Here is an 18,165-nt window from a genome sequence, read left to right on the forward strand (position 1 = left end):
GCGCGGCCACTCCAATGACCTTCATGACCTCCGAAGAGCTGGACCCGCTTTACGAAGCGTCCAAGCGCGGCATCACGGTTTTGTCGGCAACGAGATCCGGCAATCGATCGACGAAATTCGCCATCCATGCGGCGAAAATCGGCGCTTGCAGGTTCACATGCGCCACGCGCAACGCCACAAACCTTCGTATCGGTCCCGTGCCCGCTTCAGGTGCCCGGCGCTTCCCTGCGTTCAATTGAGCCACCGATCGCGATCATCTTGGATAGCAAAGTTCGCCACTGTAATTTGAGGACTGCGATGCAGTCCGCGAACTGATCGAGACGGCAAGGAATGAGACAGGTCAACGATAACGGTCCATTCAAGCGCGGCGACGAGGTCAAGCTGGTACATCGCTTCGCCAAAGCCCTCGTGCGCGGCAGGAAGGTCAGAACGGATTGGCTCGAACGGCGTGGCATCGTCATCCGGTGCAGCGTCAAATATGTGGGCGTGATGTGGTCGGGACGACGGACACTCGATTATCTCCCGATGCGGGCAGTGGAGAGGATATAATTTACCGCGATATGGTGAATTGAAAATATCTTCATACCGGGCCCTCGCGCGTACGCCGCAGTTCTCACGCTCCCCAAAGGACCCGAGAAACTGATGGGGGTGCACACAAAAAGAAAGGCCGCCTGCGTTGCCACAGGCGGCCCAAGTCCAGGGAGGAAACGCCCAAGGAGGGCAGCGATAGCGGGTCGGGGGGACGGGGGGTCTCGCTACCGCATAACCAATAGCTAAGACGATCGCGATCAACGGCTCAATTGAACGTAGGGCAACGTCGGGCATCTGAAGGGGTCACGGGACCGATACGAAGGTTTATGGCGCTCGTCCTTAAACGCGGAGATGTCAGCTTCTGACGGCGAAGCGGAAATCTTTGGCGGTCCCAACCGCAGTAAGAGAGGCCGCCGCCGGCCGACGCACACGCGCCCTTCAACGCGGGCCACTCGGGAGAAGCCTTGACAGCAGGCGTTGGCGCGCCCCCCATTCAGAACGTCCAGATTGGGATGATAGAACGCTAACGCGCCCGGACGCGCGATGGGCCCGTCGCATAGGCTTCGAGCAATGCGCAGATCGGGAAACGGCCGCCATCCGCGGATCGGGCGCGGTCATGTGGAAACCTCAAGTTCGAGACGATCGAGCATATAAACGAGATCAACCGCCATTCCGGGTCTCGTCTAAAGTCCTTACGTGCATTCCGAAATGGTTGCTCAACGCAACCAAAGGAGTGCATCATGTCTCATCATCTCGTTCGCAATCACACGACTTACCTGAAGGCTGTCGTAGCGGCCGTCGTGCTGTCCGCACATGCGGCTACACCGGTGTTCGCGCAGGCCGCTATCCAAGAGCCGGGCGCATTCGCATTCTTTCATCCCGATCTCGACGTGCTGAACGGAGGTGCGCCAGCCCCCGCCGCCAGTTTGAATTTAGAGAGATCGGCCGCCCCGCGGGCCTATGCCGCAAGAGAGCGATCCCGCGCAGTCAGATAGGATGATCTGGCTTAAGGTGGTCCATGTCCGATCCTGATAGTCCGCGTAACCGAATGGTCGAGGTTCAGCTCGCGGCCCGAAGGATTCGCGATGCGCGCGTCCTCGACGCAATGCGGAAGGTGCCCCGTGAGCAGTTCGTCCAAAGCGGGGCCGAGGAGTTCGCCTACGAGGACTGCGCATTGCCGATTGCCAACGGTCAGACCATCTCACAGCCCTACATTGTTGCCTTGATGACCGAGGCTGCCGAATTGAGAGCCACGGACACTGTCCTCGAAGTCGGGACGGGGTCTGGCTATGCCGCGGCCGTTGCGTCGCTGCTCGTGCGGGCTGTGCACACAATCGAGCGGCACACCGATCTCGCCGAGACGGCCAGGAAGCGCCTTGCTGTACTGGGGTACAAGAACGTCACCGTGCATGTTGGAGATGGCACGCAAGGCTTGCCGGAGGAGGGACCCTTCGATGCCATTCTGGTTGCTGCCGGCGGACCATTCGTTCCCGAGACTCTCAAGCGACAGCTTGCGACCGGAGGCCGGCTCATTATCCCGATCGGTGATGAAGCCGAACAGACGTTGCTCCGCGTGACGCGCCGCTCGGCAAATGAATTCGACGAGGAGAGTTTTGGAGCCGTGCGCTTCGTACCCTTGATCGGCGAGCAGGGGTGGGCGGAAGACGGGACACGGTCGGCCAGCAACCACATTCCGGGCAGCACCCGATCCCGATCGATCAGCGAGATGATTCGAATGGCCGCCGAACCGTTGCCGGCCCTGGACGATTCCGCTTTTGGGAAAATGTTCGATCGGTTCGGCCAGGCTCGCGTTGTCCTCCTCGGCGAAGCAAGTCATGGTACTGCGGAGTTCTACCGGGCGCGGGCTGCGATTACACGCCGCCTCATCGAGGAACATGGGTTCTCGATCATTGCAGTCGAGGCCGACTGGCCGGATGCTGCGGCAATAGACGCTTACGTGAGGCACCGTCAGCGCGACGGTAGGGAGAAGCCATTCCAACGCTTTCCCACTTGGATGTGGCGAAACACCGCGGTCGCCGATTTCGTGGATTGGATGCGCCGGCACAATGAGTCTCGTGCAGCGGAAGAACGTGCGGGCTTCTTCGGGCTCGATATCTATAACATGCGCGGGTCGATTGCCGCGGTATTGTCATATCTGGACAAGGTCGATCCGAACGCGGCAGCTGTGGCTCGCGAGCGCTACGGTTGTCTCACACCCTGGCAACGCGACCCGGCGACTTATGGCAAAGCCGTGCTCACCGACAGCTATCGCAAATGCGAGAGCGAAGTGGTTCGGCAGTGCCGCGATATCCTTGAGCGGCAACTCGACTACGCGACAAACGATCCGGACAGCTACTTGAACGTTGCCCAGAACGCTCGCCTGATCGCTTCTGCAGAGCGGTACTACCGCATCATGTATTACGGCGGCGCTGAATCCTGGAATCTGCGTGACACCCATATGTTCGAAACCCTCAATCACATCATCGATGCCCAAGGTTTCGACGCCAAGGCTGTGGTTTGGGCGCACAACTCGCATATTGGCGATGCTCGATTCACCGAAATGGGGGCAGTGCGGGCCGAGTTGAACATCGGCCAGCTCTGCCGCCAGCAGTTCGGGCAAGCGGCCCGATTGATCGGCTTTGGGACGCATAGTGGTACCGTGGCGGCCGCCTCGGATTGGGACGGCGACATGCAGGTGATGTCCGTTCGTCCATCGCGCGCAGACAGCTATGAGCGCGCCTTTCACGACGCGGGCGTGTCACCGTCTTTGATTGCGTTCGACCGGGACGAAGCGCTACGACGCCGCTTGCTCGAGCCGCGTCTTGAGCGCTTCATCGGTGTCATCTACCGGCCTGAGACGGAGCTGCAAAGCCACTATGCGGAAGCGTCTCTGCCGCAGCAATTCGATGCTCTTGTGTGGTTCGACGAAACGCATGCGGTAACCCAGTTGGAGGCGGGGCATTCAAAAGCCGGCGTTCCTGATACATATCCTTTTGGTCTGTAAACATCATCGACCTCAGGAGTGTAGGGGCAATGTGGTTTTTCCGTCCACGGCGCGGCCGTGACCTGCGAAGCGGATTCAAGATCGCTGTTTTGCCGGGCTCGGCACCAGACCCGCGGCCCCCGATCTGAGCAGTTGCCAACTGTCGAGCAGTACATGGTCTGTGACGGTCCATTCATCGAGGATGAGCAGAGTGGTATTGGGCGAGCTCATTGTTCCGGTCGCGCGGCGAAAGGGGTGGTGAACCAGATAGAACTATCGACCAACGTATTCACGCGCTACTTCTCGGTCGGATATTCCCAGACTTTGCCGCTGGGAGCGTTCTTCTCAAGCCATTTCTCTGCAGCCTGCTTTGACGCGAACAGCTTGGCCCAGGAGGAGTTGCCAATTGCCCTGGAGCTCTCATCGGGGAGGTAGATCCAAACGGACGTTTGCCGCCGGCCGCCTTCGATCTCGTACTCCCACGCAACACCCTCGGGATCGTGCTGGTCGAACCATCTGTTGGCGGCGTCATCGGATGCGAACACCTTCACCCATTTCGGGTCGCCGACCTTCCGCTGCATTCCTCGGTCGTAGTCATTGAGGTAGAGCCATGCGGTCCTTTCGTTCCGACGCAGTTCGGCGTGATGCGCAACCGCGGCGTTGACCTTCTGTCGGTCGGCGCGGTCTTCCTTGGGTAAAGACATCAGGCTGGCATAGATGTCAGAGGGCAGGCCCCGTCTTTCACCGGGCGGCTTTTTGGCCCATTCCATCCAGCGGTCGAACGCGTCCGTCATGTGGATCTCCTCTTCGCCCGGAACGGGCTGTCGATCGTGAACGCGTCGGGCCTGATCCCTTTCTCGATGCGCGTCCAGGTTACGGGTGCTGCAATCGGAAATCCTTCGCGCGCCCGCGGCGAATAGGTGCCGATCGCGGTGGTGCCGCGTCCGTTGCGGAGATAATCGAGGAAGATCCGGTTGCTGCGCTTTGCCTGCGCCGAAAGGATGTAGCGGCGGGGATCGCGTGCCGCGAACTCGGAGCAAAGCCCTCGCGCGACCCGATGCGCCTGATCGTGCAGCATCGGCTCCTCAAGCGGCGCCATCAGATGAACTCCTTTGCCACCGGTCAGCTTGGGGCAGGTGTCGAGCCCTTCGCGTTTCATGAGCGTGCGTAGCTCAAGCGCAGCTTCAGCCACTGCCTTCCATTCGACGCCCGGGATCGAGGTCGATGACGATGCGATCTGCGTGCTCGAAGTCCTCTACAGTTGAATTCCACGGGTGCAGCTCGACGGCTCCGAGCTCCACCAAACCGAGAAAGCCATCCAGGCTGTCGACCCAGAGACGGGTGCCCTCGCCGCCTTCGCGCTTCTGGATGCGAAGCTGATGCACGGCCTCCGGAATGTCCTTCGGAAGCGGCCCCTTGTGGTAGAAGGTGGTGCCGTGGACGTGCCGCACCAGCTTGAGCGGACGGTGGCCGAGATGCGGCAGCGCCTTCTTCCAAACCCGCTTCCAGTAATCTGCGAGCTCTTCCTTGGAGGGTACGCGCGCGTCGGGAAGAAGCTGGAGGATGTTTTCCCTGGGCACGCCAAGCGTTGGCCGCGCCGCCGAGGAGGGCACCAGCCGGGGGGCTTTCACCTTCCGCAGCGCCAGATCATCCCGAAGCCCTTTGAAGACTGCTTCGCGGAGCAGGCCGTCGTCTGTCAGCGCGCCATACTCCACCTCGATATCCACCGTCGGTTCAACCCAAGTCGCCTTCGGCTTCTTGATCCGGACATCGAGCGGCGATGTCCGTCGGATTAGCGGATCCAGCCGCTCGCGCAGTTCGCGCGCGCTCGTCTCCGTGTACCCGGTCCGGACCTTGCCGGCGTAGACGAGCCTGCCGTTCTCCCGGCGGCCCACGTAGAGCGAGGCGATCTTGCGCGGATGAGCGCCCAGTTTTTCGACGAAGGCGACGATCGGAAAGGTCTCGCTCTTCTTGCACTTCAGCTTGATCCAGGTCTCCTGCCGGCCTGAGCGGTACGGGCGGCCAAGACGTTTCGCGATGAGGCCTTCCAGTCCGAGTTTGCAGCCCTTCGCGAAGATTTCGTGGCCATCTGCCTCGAGAGCCTCGACGTAGATGAAGGTCTGCGGAGCGTCCCTCAGGAGCTCCTGCAATAGACGCTTGCGATCCTCATACGCTGCGTCACGTAGATCGTAGCCGTCGAGGTACAGGAGATCGAACGCGTGGTAGCGCACACGATCGCTGCGCTTGCGGCCGAGCTCGCATCGGAGCTGCTGGAAATCGGGCAGCCCGCCGCTGCCGTACACGACGGCTTCGCCGTCGATGACCGCGCTCTTCGCCTTCAGCTTATGAGCCGCGGCTGCAATCGACGAAAACTGCTCGGTCCAGTCGATCCCCGTGCGCGAATAGACTGTGACGTCGCCAGCATGGAGAGTTGAGCGCGATATCCGTCGGCCTTGATTTCGTAGACCCAGTCCTCAGCGCGGGGCGGATTCTCGCGCAGCGTGGGATCGCACGGCTCGATGTAACCTGGAATAGCGGTTTTGCGGGCGCCGGCGACCCGCGATACTCCCGAACGAGACTGATGCAATGCCACCGCACACATGCGGACTCAACGCCGCCGGGCTGATTCGTTCCCTGGAAGCTCTGTGGTCGTTTCGGCAGAAAGGCGCCGCGGGATGGCTGCTCGCGGGCCGGAGCCACATCTTGGCGGGCTAGCCTCCGGTCGCAAAACCGGGGAAGAGCATCATGCCGCCGTCGATGAACAGCGTTGCGCCTGTGATGTAATCGGCAGCATCCGACACCAGCCACGCGACCGCCTGGGCGATGTCGTCTGGCTCTCCTATGCGCTTATAGGGCACCGAGGTCATCAGGCTTTCGTAGGCCTCTTTGGTCTCCCAGGCCGGCCGGTTGATGGGCGTGCGAATGGCGCCCGGTGCAATCCCGTTGACACGAATGGCGAGCGGAGCCACCTCCTGGGCTACGCTTCTCATCATCTGCATGACGCCGCCTTTCGAGGCAGCATAGTTGGCATGTCCCGCCCAAGGTATCTCCTGGTGGACTGAACTCATGCAGACGAGCTTGCCAGCCGCGACCGAGATATCCTTCACGACACCTCGCCTCCTGAATTCACGTATGGCTTCCCTGGCGCAGAGAAATTGACCTGTGAGATTGACACCGATCACCTTGTCCCACTGCTCGAGTGTCATTTCGTGGAACGGCGCATCGCGCTGCAAGCCCGCGTTGCTCACCGCGATGTGCAGCGTTCCGAAGTTATCGATGGCTTTGGCGAACATCGACCGGACATCGTCCTCACTGCTGACGCCCGCCTTGATAGCCATCGCTTTGCGACCAAGCGATTCGATGCGATGAGCGACATCTTCTGCGGTCTCGGGATCGACGATGTAATTGACCACGACGTCGGCACCTGAGGCCGCGAGACCGAGCGCAACTGCACGGCCGATCCCTGAGTTTGCGCCGGTGACGAGCGCTGGCTGCCCTTCGAGCACGATGGGAAAGCGGGGCGCCGGTCGAATGCGTTCACCGGGAGGAGCCGGTGCGGCCGGATCCGGGATGTCTGCCATGCTCACCTCCTCGTTGGGCGCGATTTCCTAGCGCCTGCTACCGGCGGCGGCTGGATGGCTGCCGTGTCTGGTCATCCGCCTTCGCGCTTCCCGTCGCACGTCCTTCCGTGCTCCCGCCTCCAGTCCCTTCGCTTCCCAACGTCACGCCAGCCTTGTCCAACGGCTTCGTGCCGCCCGGCTGCAGGTTGGACGCGATCCCTGAGTATCCGGTCTTGCGGTCTTGCGCGTTGGAAGATTGATCTCGCTTCATGGTCTGTCCTCCTCACAAAGCTTTCTGTGTCAACCGCGGAGCACGGCTATCGTTTCGTTAAAGTCGATGGGCTGGGTGAGCAGGCTGTTGTGTTACGCCGCCCGGGACAAGGTTCGCCGTTTCCGCTTCAGGTGACGGGTTATCTCTGCCAGCGTCATCGCGTTCAGGACTCGGTCTGCGGGCACGCCGCCTTTGCGCGCCATCTGGACGCCCCAGTGCATGTGGTCGAGCTCGCGGATCGAGTGGGCGTCCGGGTTGATGCTCATCATGCAGCCGAATTCGAGCGCCGCCTGGTGCCATCGCCAGTCCAGGTCGAGACGCCACGGATGGGCGTTGACCTCGACGGCGACATCGTGCTTGGCGCAAGCGCGCAGCACCTTTTCGACGTCGATTTCGTACCCTGGCCGGCGCTGAAGCTGGCGGCCGGTCATATGGCCTATGACGGTGGTATAGGGATTGCCGATGGCGCGCAGCAGGCGTTCGGTCTGCGCCTTTCTGTCCAGCTTGAACCGCCCATGGATGCTGGCGACGACGAAATCAAAATTCTCGAGCACATCGTCCGGATAGTCCAGCGACCCGTCGGCCAGGATATCGGACTCGATGCCCTTCAGGATTCGGAAATCCTTGCCGAACTTCCTGTTGAGCAGGTCAGCCTCCCGATGCTGATCCTTGATCTGCTCCACTGAGAGGCCTCCGGCGTAGTGCGCTGACTTCGAGTGATCGGCGACGCCAAAGTATTCGTAGCCTCGCTTCAGGGAGGCTTTCGCCATCGCCTCGAGGGTCTCGGTCCCGTCGGAGGCGTCCGTGTGGCAGTGCAGGATGCCGCGCAGATCCCGATCGGTTACGAGCTTCGGCAGCTCTCCTTTCAAAGCACGCTCGATCTCGCCGTGTCCCTCGCGCAGTTCGGGCTCGATGAAGGGAAGCCCGAGTGTCCGGTAAATGTCTTCCTCGGTGCCAGCTACCACGCTGCGTCCCTTGTGCAGCCCGTCCTCTTCGAGGCGCATTCCCTTCTTTTCCGCAAGGAGGCGAAGCTGCTCCAGGTGAGCCGGCGAACCTGTGGCGTGCAGCAGGGCAGCGCCAAAGTGCTTGCGGTCGGCGAGGCGGACCTGCAGCCGCGTGGCATCGACGACCTCCGGCTCGATGCCGCCGCTCGGTGCCTCCGCAACGATGGCGAGATCTCCGACCAGCTCGCAGCCACGCCTGAAGTCGCCGGCAATGGTAAGCCTCTTGAGCTCGGGACGGGATTTGCTGAGGGACTCCTGCGCATGTTCGAGCAGTGCGGCGGCGCGATGCAGGTGCAGCCGACCTTGGCCGCTCTTGGCGATGGCGAGGTTCTGCAGAATCTTGGTCTGCAATGCCGCCCCGAGCCCCTTGGCTTTCCTGATCCGGTCCTCCTTCGCGGCCTGCTCCAACTCGGCAAGCGAGGTGATGCCCAGGTCCCTGTAGAGACGCAGCACCTTTTCGGGCCGAAGACCGGGCACGCTCAAGAGCTCCAGGACACCGGCAGGGAGTTCCTGCCGGAGCTTCTCAAGACTTGGATGCGTGCCGGTGCAGTGTAGTTTGGTGATGATGTCGGCGATCGCTTCGCCAACTCCAGGTATCTCGGTCAGCCTGTCCTCTTCGATGAGCCGCTCGATAGGGACGGCGAGCGCAGCCAGGTTGTCGGCTGCCCGGGAATACGCTTTCGCGCGGTACGGGTTGCCGCCGCGCAGGGCGCTCCGCTGCGCGTACTCGCGCAGCAGCCTTGCGATCTCTTGCGTGCCAGCTTTGGGCACCGTGCCTCCGAAGGGTGTAGTGCGATTTCAACGGCTCGCTATGACACAGGGTTCCGGGATGCCGAGGGCCGCTTCATCGCGCACGCCAAGTCCTGCGCGCAGTGCGGGGAACGGCTGCGTCGCCGGTTCGTTGGCGGGCCATGGGGCGCAAGTTCAGGAGCCTTCGCGATGCTCGAAACGAATGATCTGCTGGTGAACTGCCCGAAATGCGGTGCCTGGCCGATGGCTGTGGGCTCGCACAAGGATATGCTTGCGCAGCCCGAGATCACCTTCAGATGCTCCAGGTGCGGCAACGAGGAAACCGGGTGGCTTCGCCGTGCCGCCGCCTCGCCGGTCTCCGCGCACGTCGATCTGAACGCTGCCTGAGCAGCTCGGTCCAGGATCGGTCGTTCGGAACGTGTCTTCTTGCCGGGACTTTATCACCGAGAACTGGAGAGTGGAGGACGACCATGAAACCGATCCTGACCGCCGCGTGCCTTGTCGTGCTCGCCTCGATCTCGCCGGCGGAAGCGAAGGGCTGCATCAAGGGCGCAATCGTCGGGGGCGTGGCTGGCCATATGGCCGGACATGGCAAACTTGGCGCTGCGGCTGGATGCGTGATTGGGCATCACGAGGCCAACAAGAAGAATCCGAACAATTCGAATGCCCAAGCGCCGTCGGGCCAGAAGTGATCTTACAGACCCGTTGGACGTCGGGCACGACGCCGCATTTCCTCACGCCTGGCGCCGCTGCGGTCCTCTCCGCTCGTCGGGGAGGGCAATTGGGTCCGGGCTCACTAGGGGATGGCTTTCGCCAAGGAAAGCCGTCGGCGGCTTGTCCTCGAGCAGCGCTCTGGAACAAGCAAGTAGCTCGCGAGAACGCGCGATAATCTCGGCCGCGTAGCTCCGCCGTTCGATATGCTCAGCGATTTCCGATGAATCTGACATCGGCAACTCCCTTCCGGTGCAGGCGGGAGCGCGCTCGGTCTCTCAGTCACCGACGCCTACGGGCAGAGCCTCGGCCGATGATGCCAAGACAACTACCCCAGGTCGCCTTTGTTCAACATTGGACTTTTGCTCGGACCTCGGATTGCTCGCTAGGACCAAATGCCTTGTTCCGGTCGGGGAAAATTGGGATGCCAAGAAATTCTGTAACCCGGCTCAAAAACAAAAAGTACCGACAGGCCTGATCGGCTCCCGCTGTGTCGCTCCGAGCGCATCCGTTGCGCGGGAGCCTAGCGCGGAGGCTGCAGTTCGCCCGATGCCATCCACCTGTCCATCTGAAAAACTATTTCGAGCTCGCGCAGCTTTCGCTGCATCAGTTCGCGTTGTTCTTCCTGGGTGGCATTGTTCAGTTGTTCTTCGAGGCGGGCTTTTTCAGCCGACAGTCGCTGGTTGAACGTGTGGGGACTAGAGCGCTTTCGATGCACCGCTCTCTCCTATGCTGGTCAGGCGGGAGAACGACGTTGTCTCTCAGTAACCGGCGCCCGTAGTCGTCCGGCCGGTGATCTCAGATAACGAACAAGGCAGGTAAGTAGTTCGAGCCTTTCCGGCTGATGGAGACCACGATCGCCAGTGCAATTGCTGCTGCGGTGCAGCTAATGCTTGCCGGGGTGGCGTCGCTGGCCACCTCTCGAGCCGCGTCAAAGACCTGATTCAGACCTGGATTCCTTGAGCCGCGCGGCACTGAGGCGGGCAGGGCATCAAGGAAAGGCGGTCTGCGCTGCGAGGAGGCCGCCGCCTTTGGCTATCCTCGCGAGCGCTAGTTCTGGAATAGCGGGTCATGAGACCTTTGGCTATCCGCGACAGGCGCCGTAGTTCAACGGCGGGCGGCGGTCCCTCCAGTTCAATAGGGTGGGACGATGATCGTTCCCCCCGCTCGGTGGTGGCAGGCGCGGCCGTCCGGTCATTGGGTGCGGCTGATCCCAGACGTCGGCGCGAACAGCATCGCTCGGCCAGGAACGGAGCCTTTCTCGACAGGTTGATTGCGAAAGACAACATGCAGGAGGCCAACATGGCCATGGAAGATCGCGAGACGTCCAGTCTCATCGGAAGTGACAAGGTGGAAGGCACGAACGTGTACGGGTCCGACGGGCAGAAGATCGGGTACATCGAGCGCGTCATGATCGACAAGGTCAGCGGAAAGGTGTCCTACGCTGTGCTCAGCTTCGGCGGTCTGCTCGGCATTGGCGATGATCACTATCCGCTGCCGTGGCAGACGCTGAAATACGACACGGACCTCGGCGGATACGTCACCGGCGTCACCCAGGATCAGCTCACAGGCGCTCCCAAATATGGCGACGAGAGCAGTTGGAGCTGGGACGCCCGAACGAGACGCTCGGTCGACGATTACTATGGAGTGCCGGTCGCCTAGTAAGCGCGCCGGCGGCCTCCGTGGGCTGGCGCAAGCTCTCCGCTCGTCCTGTTGAGCGTCTCCGTCAGGGGCGCGTCTGATCACGGTCGAAGGAGAACTACATGCGCCATCAACAAAGCGAGCAACGCCCGCGCCGGTTGTTCGCGTCCATCGCCAACAAGGCCTCGCAGGCGGCCGGCCGTGCATCGACGTTCGTGGGTGATCGTGATTTGGGCGGTGACGGGCCCTCTGTTTCGGTACTCCGATACGTGCCAGCTCGTCATCAACACGGGCACGACCATCGTGACTTTTCTGATGGTCTTCCTGATACAGAATTCACAGAACCGGGACAGCGCTGCGATCCAGGTCTCATCCGAACCGGCAGCGTCCAGAATTCGTTCGTCGGCATCGAGCACCTCTCGGCCGACGAATTGGAAGAGTTGCGCACTCGCTGCGAGGAGCGAGCCAAGGCGGTCGCGGCCGCGAGAAGAGGCGGCCGTGCGCGCAGATCTCGAGACGAGGCTGAGGGCTAGATTGTCCAGCGAAAGAAGAGCGGCCTCACTAGCATTTGGGAGGAACGCTCGAGGCAACGCGACGTTCGAGGTGAAGTAGCCGCAACCCGGCTTTCGGATGCCTTCACAGGAGAATTGATCATGAAGTCCATTGCGAGCGCGCTGGTCTTTGCTCTAGCGCTTTCCGCCCCCGTGGCGCTTGCCCAGACCACAAAGCCGGACGTCTCCGGCGCTCCGAGCGCGCAGAACTCGGGTGCTGGCATAGCCGGCCAGCCGGGAAACAAGAATGGTCCAGCCGCCAAGCCGGGGGAGACCGTCGGCGCCAGCCCGAACTCAAACCAGCAGAATCCGACGGTCCAGCAGCAGGACACGTCCAACATCAAAGGTCTGCCTGGAAACAAGAGCGGTCCGCCGGCCAAGGAGCCTGATCGTAAGTGACGCGGTAGCTCGGGTTTGACGCCCAGAGATCTTTCTAGCTCGGCAGCATCCCTTTTCCCCCGCTCAGTTCCTGCACCGTCCGGACGATCTCGTCCGGATGGAAGGGCTTCTTCACGATGCGGCTGCCCGGCACCGGATGTGGTGTAGTGGGCGAGTAGCCCGTGGCGTAGATGACCGGCAGTTCCGGATGGCTTTCGCGGCAGTGCTCCGCGATCTGCCAGCCGTCGAGCTTTCCGGGGAGCCTGACGTCGGTGACCAGCACGTCCGCGACGTGGCGCTTGCACCAGTCCAGCGCCTCCTCGCCGGTGCTTGCGTGAATCACGTGATAGCCTGCATCGCGCAGCGCTTCGACGACGAATTCACGGATCAGGGGATCGTCCTCGACGAGAAGTACGCTCACTGGCGGCTCGCTTGGGATACATTCGCGACGCATGTCGAACGGCACAATCGCGTTGTCGTTCCTGACACGGAGCGCGCCGGGCGAGCGTGACTGGAGGATTCAAGCGGTCTCATGCCAAGAAGACTCAAGACCTATCAAACCTCGCTTGGTTTCTACGATCTTGCGATCGCCGCGCCATCAATGAAGGCGGCGCTCGAGGCCTGGGGCGCTGGGAGCAATCTGTTCCATCAGGGTGTCGCGAAAGAGACGGAGGACGCCGACGTGGTCGCCGCGACGATGGCGAAGCCCGGCGTCGTGCTCAAGCGTCCTGCTGGATCGAACGGCCGCTTCGCCGAGCACTCCGAGTTGCCGGCCGACCTCGGCCGCGGCGAAGGCGCCGACGGCCGCGAGCGAAGGCGGGCTAAGCCGAAGAAGCGAGCGTCTCCCAAAATCAGCGACAAGGAAGCCCGCAAGGCGGCACAGGAGTTCGAGAAGGAGCAGAGGCGGCGAGAAGCTCAGCGCCGCCGGGAAAACGCGGCCCGGGCCAACGGGCGTGAGAAGCGGGAGAGGGCGGTCGCCAAGGCAGAGGCGGCGATGGACGAAGCCCGGCGGCAGCACGAGAAGAAGAAGAGCGCCATCGAAGCCGAGCGCGCGGCATTGGATAAGCGCGCCGAGGCCGAAGAGAGCCGCTGGGAGAAGCAGAGGGAAAACCTGGAGTCGGCTCTGCGCCGCGCACGCGACTAACGGTTGGGGCTGCGGGAGAAGTTCACTCCGCCTTGGAAATCGATCCCTTGCCGCCGCACTTCGTGCAACGACCCGGAAAGATCCTGCGGCCCGGCTCGGTCTCGTGTGCCGGCTGATGCCCGCTCCCACCGCAGGCGTCGCACTTGACCTCTGCAAGCCCGCGCCTCCTCATGCTTCGCCGGGACCTGAGAAGAGCGTCGAGGGCGGGGTGGTCCGTGGTGGTGGCAGCGGCCGGGAGCTGCCGGCGGGTTTGCTCTTGGCGTCGTACCTTTTGGCCAAGTCGAGCAGCCTTCTGCGTGTGAACGGATCTGCCTTCTCCGCCAGGTCGCGCGCTTGCTGCGCGAAGCCGCTGTAGAACTCTTCCATGACGCCACCCCACAACATCACCGAATGCCTATCTTCGACGGTCACCAAGGCTCGCGTCAAGACATCGCTTGTGGCCGCCCGGCAAATGGCACTAGGCTGATCCCCGGCGGGGGAGTCCAATGTTGCTGCTGCACCCTATCCGGAAGCCGTGCCCGCACTGTGGGCGGCCGATGAAGCTTGTGCGCGACGAGACCGCCAGAGGCGGGGAGCGCTACGTCTGCCCCGATTGCGATGACGATCCGCTGCACGATCCCGCCGCCCGAAAGTGGGTGGAAGGCCCGCTGCGGCCGCCCGCGAAATAGTTGTGGGCCCGGGCTAGTCCTGGGCTCGCAGAGCCGGCACTGGCAAATTCGCCGTCGGCGCACCAATTCGTTTGTAGATGCCAAAGATTGGGAGGCGCGATGTCGACCGTCGCAAAGCTGCTCGCGCGGAAGCAGGTACTACTGGAGCGGCTCGAGAGTGATCCTGGGCCGAACGAGCGCGAGGAAATCCAGGCGTTGCTCGCCCAGATCGAGACCGCGCTGAACCTGCTCGATCCGAGAGATGCGGCCGGTCCGAGCGACGAGTGAACCGAAGTCGCCGGTCAAAGCGCGCTAAGATCGTCCGGCAAGTCGCCGAACTTCCGGATCAGTGTGGCGTCGCCGAACTCGCCGGTGGCCGAATCCCCGGTGCGGCTGAACGCGAGCGCGCCGGCACAGCCGGGCTTTCGTGAGAGCGTCTCCGCGCGCATGATCGCCGCGTTCGCGCTCATGCACTCCACCGCCTCGCCCGGCGCGACGCCGTCGTCCGTCATCACGAACGGCAGCGCCACGTAATAGGTGACGTCCATCGCTCACTCCCTACGGTCGCGCGCCGGCGCAAGCCGTCCGCGCGCGTAGCCCGGCGACACCTTGGCGCGCGCCTCCCCGAGCTGGTTCTCAAGGAATTGGGCAACATTTAACCAGGCCCGATGATAGGTGACTCAAGCCTGCGCGCCTCCCTTTATCGGCATCACCTTCTTGGGATCGAGCCAGTGGTCGATCCGATCAGCCCAATGCTGCATCAGCTTCGTGCGCGAGCCGATCAGCGCGAGCGGCCCGTGCTTCTTGTAGAGACCTTCCACGGTCGAGTTATCGAGATGCGCGAGCTGCAGCTCGACGACATCGCCATCCCATGCCTTGGCGTCCTTGATCTCTTCGTGGTGAGACAGAGTCGAGAACGTGGTCCGGAAGCCGTGGGCACAATGATCAGTCTTGGTGTCAATGCCAAGCAGCCGCAGGCGCTTGTTGAGCGTGTTGTTTGATAGCGGCGCGTCCTTCGAGCAGGAAAACGCGTACCGGCGATGGCCGGTCAGCTTCTGAACGCTGCGCAGGATTGCGAGCGCCTGCCGCGACAAAGGCACGACATGGTCCCAACCGGTCTTCATCTTGGCGGCTGGAATAGTCCAGCGTTCGGCATCCCAATCGACCTCGCTCCACTCCATTTCGTTGATCATGCCGGGGCGGGGAATGGTTAGCGCATCGAAGCGCAAGGCGAGGCCAACAACGTCACCAAACCTCGCTCTCGTCCACGGTGCGCTGATGAGCTTGAAGACGCGCGTCACGTCACGTGGTTCGGTGACGCCGGGACGCGGCGTGGAAATATTGGCAATCATCTGCCCCTTCAGGTTCCGGAATGGATTGTAGCCGTCGCCTTCGACGTCCGCATAGTCGCAGATTTGCTCACCGATGCTGCGCACTCGGTCCCGGGTTTCCAGCTTTCCTTCGGCTTCGTATGAACGGATAAAAGCCAGGACGTCCGGACGCTTGATGTCCAGCCTAGACAACTTGCCGAAGCGAGCTTTGACGTAGCCGACGCGCAGCTCGAGCACCTCGACGGTCTTGGGGTCGCGCACCGCGACGATCCTGCCGCGTTTGACTTTCTCGATTTTCTTCTTCGCAAGCCACTCGTCGGCCCATTGCCCGAAAGACCGGGCGGCTGCGAGCCTGTGCTTGTCGAGTTGCTTCTCGATGCTCGGGTCTTTGCCTTCCTTGAGCAGGTCTTTGGCTTTGTCGCGCTCGCGCCGCGCGTCTGCGAGCGAGAACGTGCCATCCCTGCCGTTGCCGTAGGGGCCAATGGAGTAGGTTTTCTGGCGGCCGTGGAAACGGTAGTCCATCCGCCAGAGCTTGGAGGCAACGTTGCCGGGCCTGCTCACGTCCGGCGTGACGAAGAGATAGAGCCAGCCCCCGGTCACGTCAGAAATCTTGGCGGGACTCCACGCGCCATTGTCGAATTTCGGTCGGGCGGCGCGGCAGTCGACGTCGGTCTTGATCTGCTTGGGATTGGCGTACGCGCCGTCGTCCTTGCCGGCCATCTGCTCAATTCCTTCATTCGGAAAAGCGAAAGTCGCCGTGAACGTTTGTTCTCCTCATACCGACACGATACCAGCAAAAATACCAGCAAACCGGGCGGCTGGGAGCGGAGGAGAACAAACGGTGACGAACCAGAATGTACGCGGAAGTGCCTATTTTTCAAGGGCTTCCGAGCACTGCGCGGACGGTTGCGGACGTTTAAGAACGGGCTTGAACAGCCTAATTGGTGCCCCTGGCCGGAATCGAACCAGCACTCCTTGCGGAACTCGATTTTGAGTCGAGCGCGTCTACCAGTTCCGCCACAGGGGCATTCGCCCCATCAGCCCGGAAGGCTGGCGTCGCGAAGCGGGCGGAATATAGCGGGCGGGGTGGTGGGGTCAACCCGCGCGGTTTTGATCCGGACGCGGCTCGACAGCGGTGGGCCCAGGGGATACCACGTTGGTATTGCAGGAGCTTTAGCCGTGACGCTCGCGACCGCCAATCCGCTGTCCACACATAGATCGGCCAATCCGGCGCTGACGGCGTCGGCGGCCGTGGCTGTTATCGCTGCGGCGACGCTGGCGGGGGCCTGGTTCTTCCAGCTCGTGCTGGAGATCCTGCCCTGTCCGCTCTGCCTCGAGCAGCGTTATGCCTATTATCTCGCGGTCCCGCTCGGAGCGCTGGTGGCGTTCGCCGCCGTGAAGGGGGCGCCGCGGCCGCTGCTGCTCGCAGGGCTGGCGGTCCTCGCGCTCGCCGCGCTCGTCAACGCCGGGCTCGGCGCCTACCACGCCGGCGTCGAATGGAGCTTTTGGCAGGGGCCGACCGATTGCACCGGGCCGGTCGGCAATCTCGGCAGCGCCGGCACCCTGCTGCAGCGGCTGGATACGGTGAAGGTCATCCGCTGCGACGAGGTGCAGTGGCGCTTCCTCGGCCTCTCGCTCGCCGGCTACAACGTCCTGATATCGCTGCTGATGGCCGCCATCGCCGCCTGGGGTTTTGCGCGGACGGCGAAGGCCTGAGACATCGCCCGCCCTTCGGCGTGAGAAGGCGACCCTTATGACCTACCCACGTGGTCCCCATAGAATGACGGCTGCGCCGATCAGACATATGGACGCGCCTGTAATATCCCAGCGATCGGGACGTGCGTTCTCGACTGCCCAGAGCCACACAAGCGAGGCGACAATATAGATGCCGCCATAGGTGGCGTAGGCGCGTCCCGCCGCCTCGGTCTCAACGAGCGTCAACAGGTACGCGAACACGATGAGCGAGAGCAGCCCCGGAAGCAGCCACCAGACAGGCTTGCCAAGACGCAACCAGCCCCAGAACGCAAAGCAACCGGCGATTTCAGCGATCGCGGCGCCAACATAGACGACGGCAGTTCTCATAAGGGATCATCTCTCACGGCTCCCGCTGCTGTTCAAGGCGGCGGGTCAAATCGTCGCCGTCAAACCCGCGGCGCTCGAATAAGGGGCTTCTCGTGCAGCGGCCATAATACGGCGATCGTCAATAACACCGTCGCCGTCACCACAGCGCCAGGGTGACCGCCAACTCCTCTTCGTCATTCCGGGATGCGCCGAAGGCGCAGGCCCGGAATCCATTGGGCCGCTTGCGCGAGTGGAGAAATGGATTCCGGGTTCATCGCTGCGCGATGTCCCGGAATGACAGAGGAGAAGAATTCGCCAGTGTTTCCAAGGTGATTTGGGTCGTCCAGTCCTCGCGCAAAAAACATTCCGCTTCCGCCGTCGGGCAAATCAGTGATTTAACTCCGTGCGTCTCACGGCGGACGAGGGGCGGCTCGCGATCGTCACGAACGTTGCGGTGAGATGCGGTGGACGCGGGTGCTGCGAACGACGAACGCGGCCATGCGCGGACGGCGAAGTCGTGCGGTTCTGGCGCCCCGACGCTGGCGCTAAGCTCGCGAGCAGCAAGAGCTGCCGCGGGTGACGGTGGCAAGAAAGCCCGGTCA

General features: G+C 62.4%; 20 protein-coding genes, 1 tRNA gene and 2 pseudogenes. 12 read left to right on the top strand and 11 right to left on the bottom strand.

Going from position 1 to position 18,165, the window contains the following annotated elements:
• The first annotated feature begins 14 nt into the window (after positions 1-14).
• The 4 genes from ACZXDY_RS40525 (at position 15) to ACZXDY_RS40540 (ending at position 3,535) form a co-directional block, all read left to right on the top strand.
• Entirely contained in the window at positions 15-239 is a 225-nt protein-coding gene (locus ACZXDY_RS40525; protein ID WP_464349341.1) for a hypothetical protein, read from the top strand.
• Between the two features lie 91 nt (positions 240-330).
• Positions 331-549 carry a hypothetical protein gene (locus ACZXDY_RS40530; protein WP_464349342.1) on the top strand — a complete coding sequence of 73 codons (219 nt, stop codon included), beginning with the start codon at positions 331-333 and terminating at the stop codon, positions 547-549.
• Positions 550-1,271: 722 nt separating this feature from the next.
• Positions 1,272-1,526: a hypothetical protein gene (locus ACZXDY_RS40535; protein WP_464349343.1), complete on the top strand. Its 255-nt coding sequence runs from the start codon at positions 1,272-1,274 to the stop codon at positions 1,524-1,526.
• 23 nt (positions 1,527-1,549) lie between these two features.
• On the top strand, positions 1,550-3,535 hold the full coding sequence (locus tag ACZXDY_RS40540; protein ID WP_464349344.1) for a protein-L-isoaspartate(D-aspartate) O-methyltransferase: 1,986 nt from the start codon (positions 1,550-1,552) through the stop codon (positions 3,533-3,535).
• A gap of 275 nt (positions 3,536-3,810) precedes the next feature.
• Here the strand turns inward: ACZXDY_RS40540 and ACZXDY_RS40545 are convergent, their stop codons facing one another.
• The 4 genes and pseudogenes from ACZXDY_RS40545 to ACZXDY_RS40560 form a co-directional block, all read right to left on the bottom strand.
• Positions 3,811-4,308 carry a hypothetical protein gene (locus tag ACZXDY_RS40545; protein WP_464349345.1) on the bottom strand — a complete coding sequence of 166 codons (498 nt, stop codon included), beginning with the start codon at positions 4,306-4,308 and terminating at the stop codon, positions 3,811-3,813.
• Positions 4,305-6,116 (bottom strand): annotated as a pseudogene (gene ligD, locus ACZXDY_RS40550) (DNA ligase D). The gene ACZXDY_RS40545 and the pseudogene ligD overlap by 4 nt, the downstream one beginning before the upstream one ends.
• A 109-nt stretch (positions 6,117-6,225) precedes the next feature.
• Positions 6,226-7,095 (bottom strand): glucose 1-dehydrogenase, encoded by an 870-nt coding sequence (locus tag ACZXDY_RS40555; RefSeq protein WP_464349359.1) that lies wholly within the window; start codon positions 7,093-7,095, stop codon positions 6,226-6,228.
• Positions 7,096-7,437: 342 nt separating this feature from the next.
• Positions 7,438-9,120 carry a helix-hairpin-helix domain-containing protein gene (locus tag ACZXDY_RS40560; protein ID WP_464349346.1) on the bottom strand — a complete coding sequence of 561 codons (1,683 nt, stop codon included), beginning with the start codon at positions 9,118-9,120 and terminating at the stop codon, positions 7,438-7,440.
• Positions 9,121-9,288: 168 nt separating this feature from the next.
• Between ACZXDY_RS40560 and ACZXDY_RS40565 the strand changes: the two genes are divergently transcribed.
• Positions 9,289-9,486, top strand: a complete 198-nt coding sequence (locus ACZXDY_RS40565; protein ID WP_464349347.1) for a hypothetical protein — start codon at positions 9,289-9,291, stop codon at positions 9,484-9,486.
• Positions 9,487-9,569: 83 nt separating this feature from the next.
• On the top strand, positions 9,570-9,791 hold the full coding sequence (locus ACZXDY_RS40570) for a hypothetical protein (protein ID WP_464349348.1): 222 nt from the start codon (positions 9,570-9,572) through the stop codon (positions 9,789-9,791).
• A 542-nt stretch (positions 9,792-10,333) separates the two neighbouring features.
• Here ACZXDY_RS40570 and ACZXDY_RS40575 read toward each other — a convergent pair.
• Positions 10,334-10,528 (bottom strand): hypothetical protein, encoded by a 195-nt coding sequence (locus tag ACZXDY_RS40575; RefSeq protein ID WP_464349349.1) that lies wholly within the window; start codon positions 10,526-10,528, stop codon positions 10,334-10,336.
• A 584-nt stretch (positions 10,529-11,112) separates the two neighbouring features.
• On the opposite strand from ACZXDY_RS40575, the gene ACZXDY_RS40580 reads away from it, so the two are divergent.
• From ACZXDY_RS40580 to ACZXDY_RS40590, 3 genes and pseudogenes are all read left to right on the top strand, one after another.
• The gene (locus tag ACZXDY_RS40580) at positions 11,113-11,472 is read left to right on the top strand and encodes a PRC-barrel domain-containing protein (protein WP_464349350.1); all 360 of its coding nucleotides are present in this window, start codon (positions 11,113-11,115) and stop codon (positions 11,470-11,472) included.
• A 101-nt stretch (positions 11,473-11,573) separates the two neighbouring features.
• Positions 11,574-11,984, top strand: a pseudogene (locus tag ACZXDY_RS40585) (low affinity iron permease family protein).
• A 120-nt stretch (positions 11,985-12,104) separates the two neighbouring features.
• Positions 12,105-12,401, top strand: coding sequence for a hypothetical protein (locus tag ACZXDY_RS40590; protein ID WP_464349351.1), 297 nt, complete (start codon positions 12,105-12,107; stop codon positions 12,399-12,401).
• 34 nt (positions 12,402-12,435) lie between these two features.
• Here ACZXDY_RS40590 and ACZXDY_RS40595 read toward each other — a convergent pair whose 3' ends face one another.
• Positions 12,436-12,801 carry a response regulator gene (locus ACZXDY_RS40595; RefSeq protein ID WP_464349352.1) on the bottom strand — a complete coding sequence of 122 codons (366 nt, stop codon included), beginning with the start codon at positions 12,799-12,801 and terminating at the stop codon, positions 12,436-12,438.
• 111 nt (positions 12,802-12,912) lie between these two features.
• On the opposite strand from ACZXDY_RS40595, the gene ACZXDY_RS40600 reads away from it, so the two are divergent.
• Complete coding sequence (locus tag ACZXDY_RS40600) at positions 12,913-13,524, top strand: cell envelope biogenesis protein TolA (RefSeq protein ID WP_464349353.1); 612 nt, start codon at positions 12,913-12,915, stop codon at positions 13,522-13,524.
• 168 nt (positions 13,525-13,692) lie between these two features.
• Here the strand turns inward: ACZXDY_RS40600 and ACZXDY_RS40605 are convergent, their stop codons facing one another.
• Positions 13,693-13,890, bottom strand: coding sequence for a hypothetical protein (locus tag ACZXDY_RS40605; protein WP_464349360.1), 198 nt, complete (start codon positions 13,888-13,890; stop codon positions 13,693-13,695).
• A 401-nt stretch (positions 13,891-14,291) separates the two neighbouring features.
• On the opposite strand from ACZXDY_RS40605, the gene ACZXDY_RS40610 reads away from it, so the two are divergent.
• Positions 14,292-14,459 (top strand): hypothetical protein, encoded by a 168-nt coding sequence (locus ACZXDY_RS40610; RefSeq protein WP_464349354.1) that lies wholly within the window; start codon positions 14,292-14,294, stop codon positions 14,457-14,459.
• A 14-nt stretch (positions 14,460-14,473) separates the two neighbouring features.
• Here ACZXDY_RS40610 and ACZXDY_RS40615 read toward each other — a convergent pair whose 3' ends face one another.
• The 3 genes from ACZXDY_RS40615 to ACZXDY_RS40625 form a co-directional block, all read right to left on the bottom strand.
• A complete protein-coding gene (locus ACZXDY_RS40615) occupies positions 14,474-14,719 on the bottom strand; it encodes a hypothetical protein (RefSeq protein WP_464349355.1) in 246 nt (81 codons plus the stop codon).
• Between the two features lie 132 nt (positions 14,720-14,851).
• The gene (locus tag ACZXDY_RS40620; RefSeq protein WP_464349356.1) at positions 14,852-16,222 is read right to left on the bottom strand and encodes a tyrosine-type recombinase/integrase; all 1,371 of its coding nucleotides are present in this window, start codon (positions 16,220-16,222) and stop codon (positions 14,852-14,854) included.
• Positions 16,223-16,444: 222 nt separating this feature from the next.
• Positions 16,445-16,529, bottom strand: a tRNA-Leu gene (locus ACZXDY_RS40625).
• Between the two features lie 152 nt (positions 16,530-16,681).
• Between ACZXDY_RS40625 and ACZXDY_RS40630 the strand changes: the two genes are divergently transcribed.
• A complete protein-coding gene (locus tag ACZXDY_RS40630; RefSeq protein WP_464349357.1) occupies positions 16,682-17,218 on the top strand; it encodes a disulfide bond formation protein B in 537 nt (178 codons plus the stop codon).
• A 42-nt stretch (positions 17,219-17,260) separates the two neighbouring features.
• Here the strand turns inward: ACZXDY_RS40630 and ACZXDY_RS40635 are convergent, their stop codons facing one another.
• Complete coding sequence (locus ACZXDY_RS40635) at positions 17,261-17,584, bottom strand: YnfA family protein (protein WP_464349358.1); 324 nt, start codon at positions 17,582-17,584, stop codon at positions 17,261-17,263.
• Between the last annotated feature and the right edge of the window lie 581 nt (positions 17,585-18,165).

The sequence above is a fragment of the Bradyrhizobium sp. LeoB3 genome, assembly GCF_055456055.1.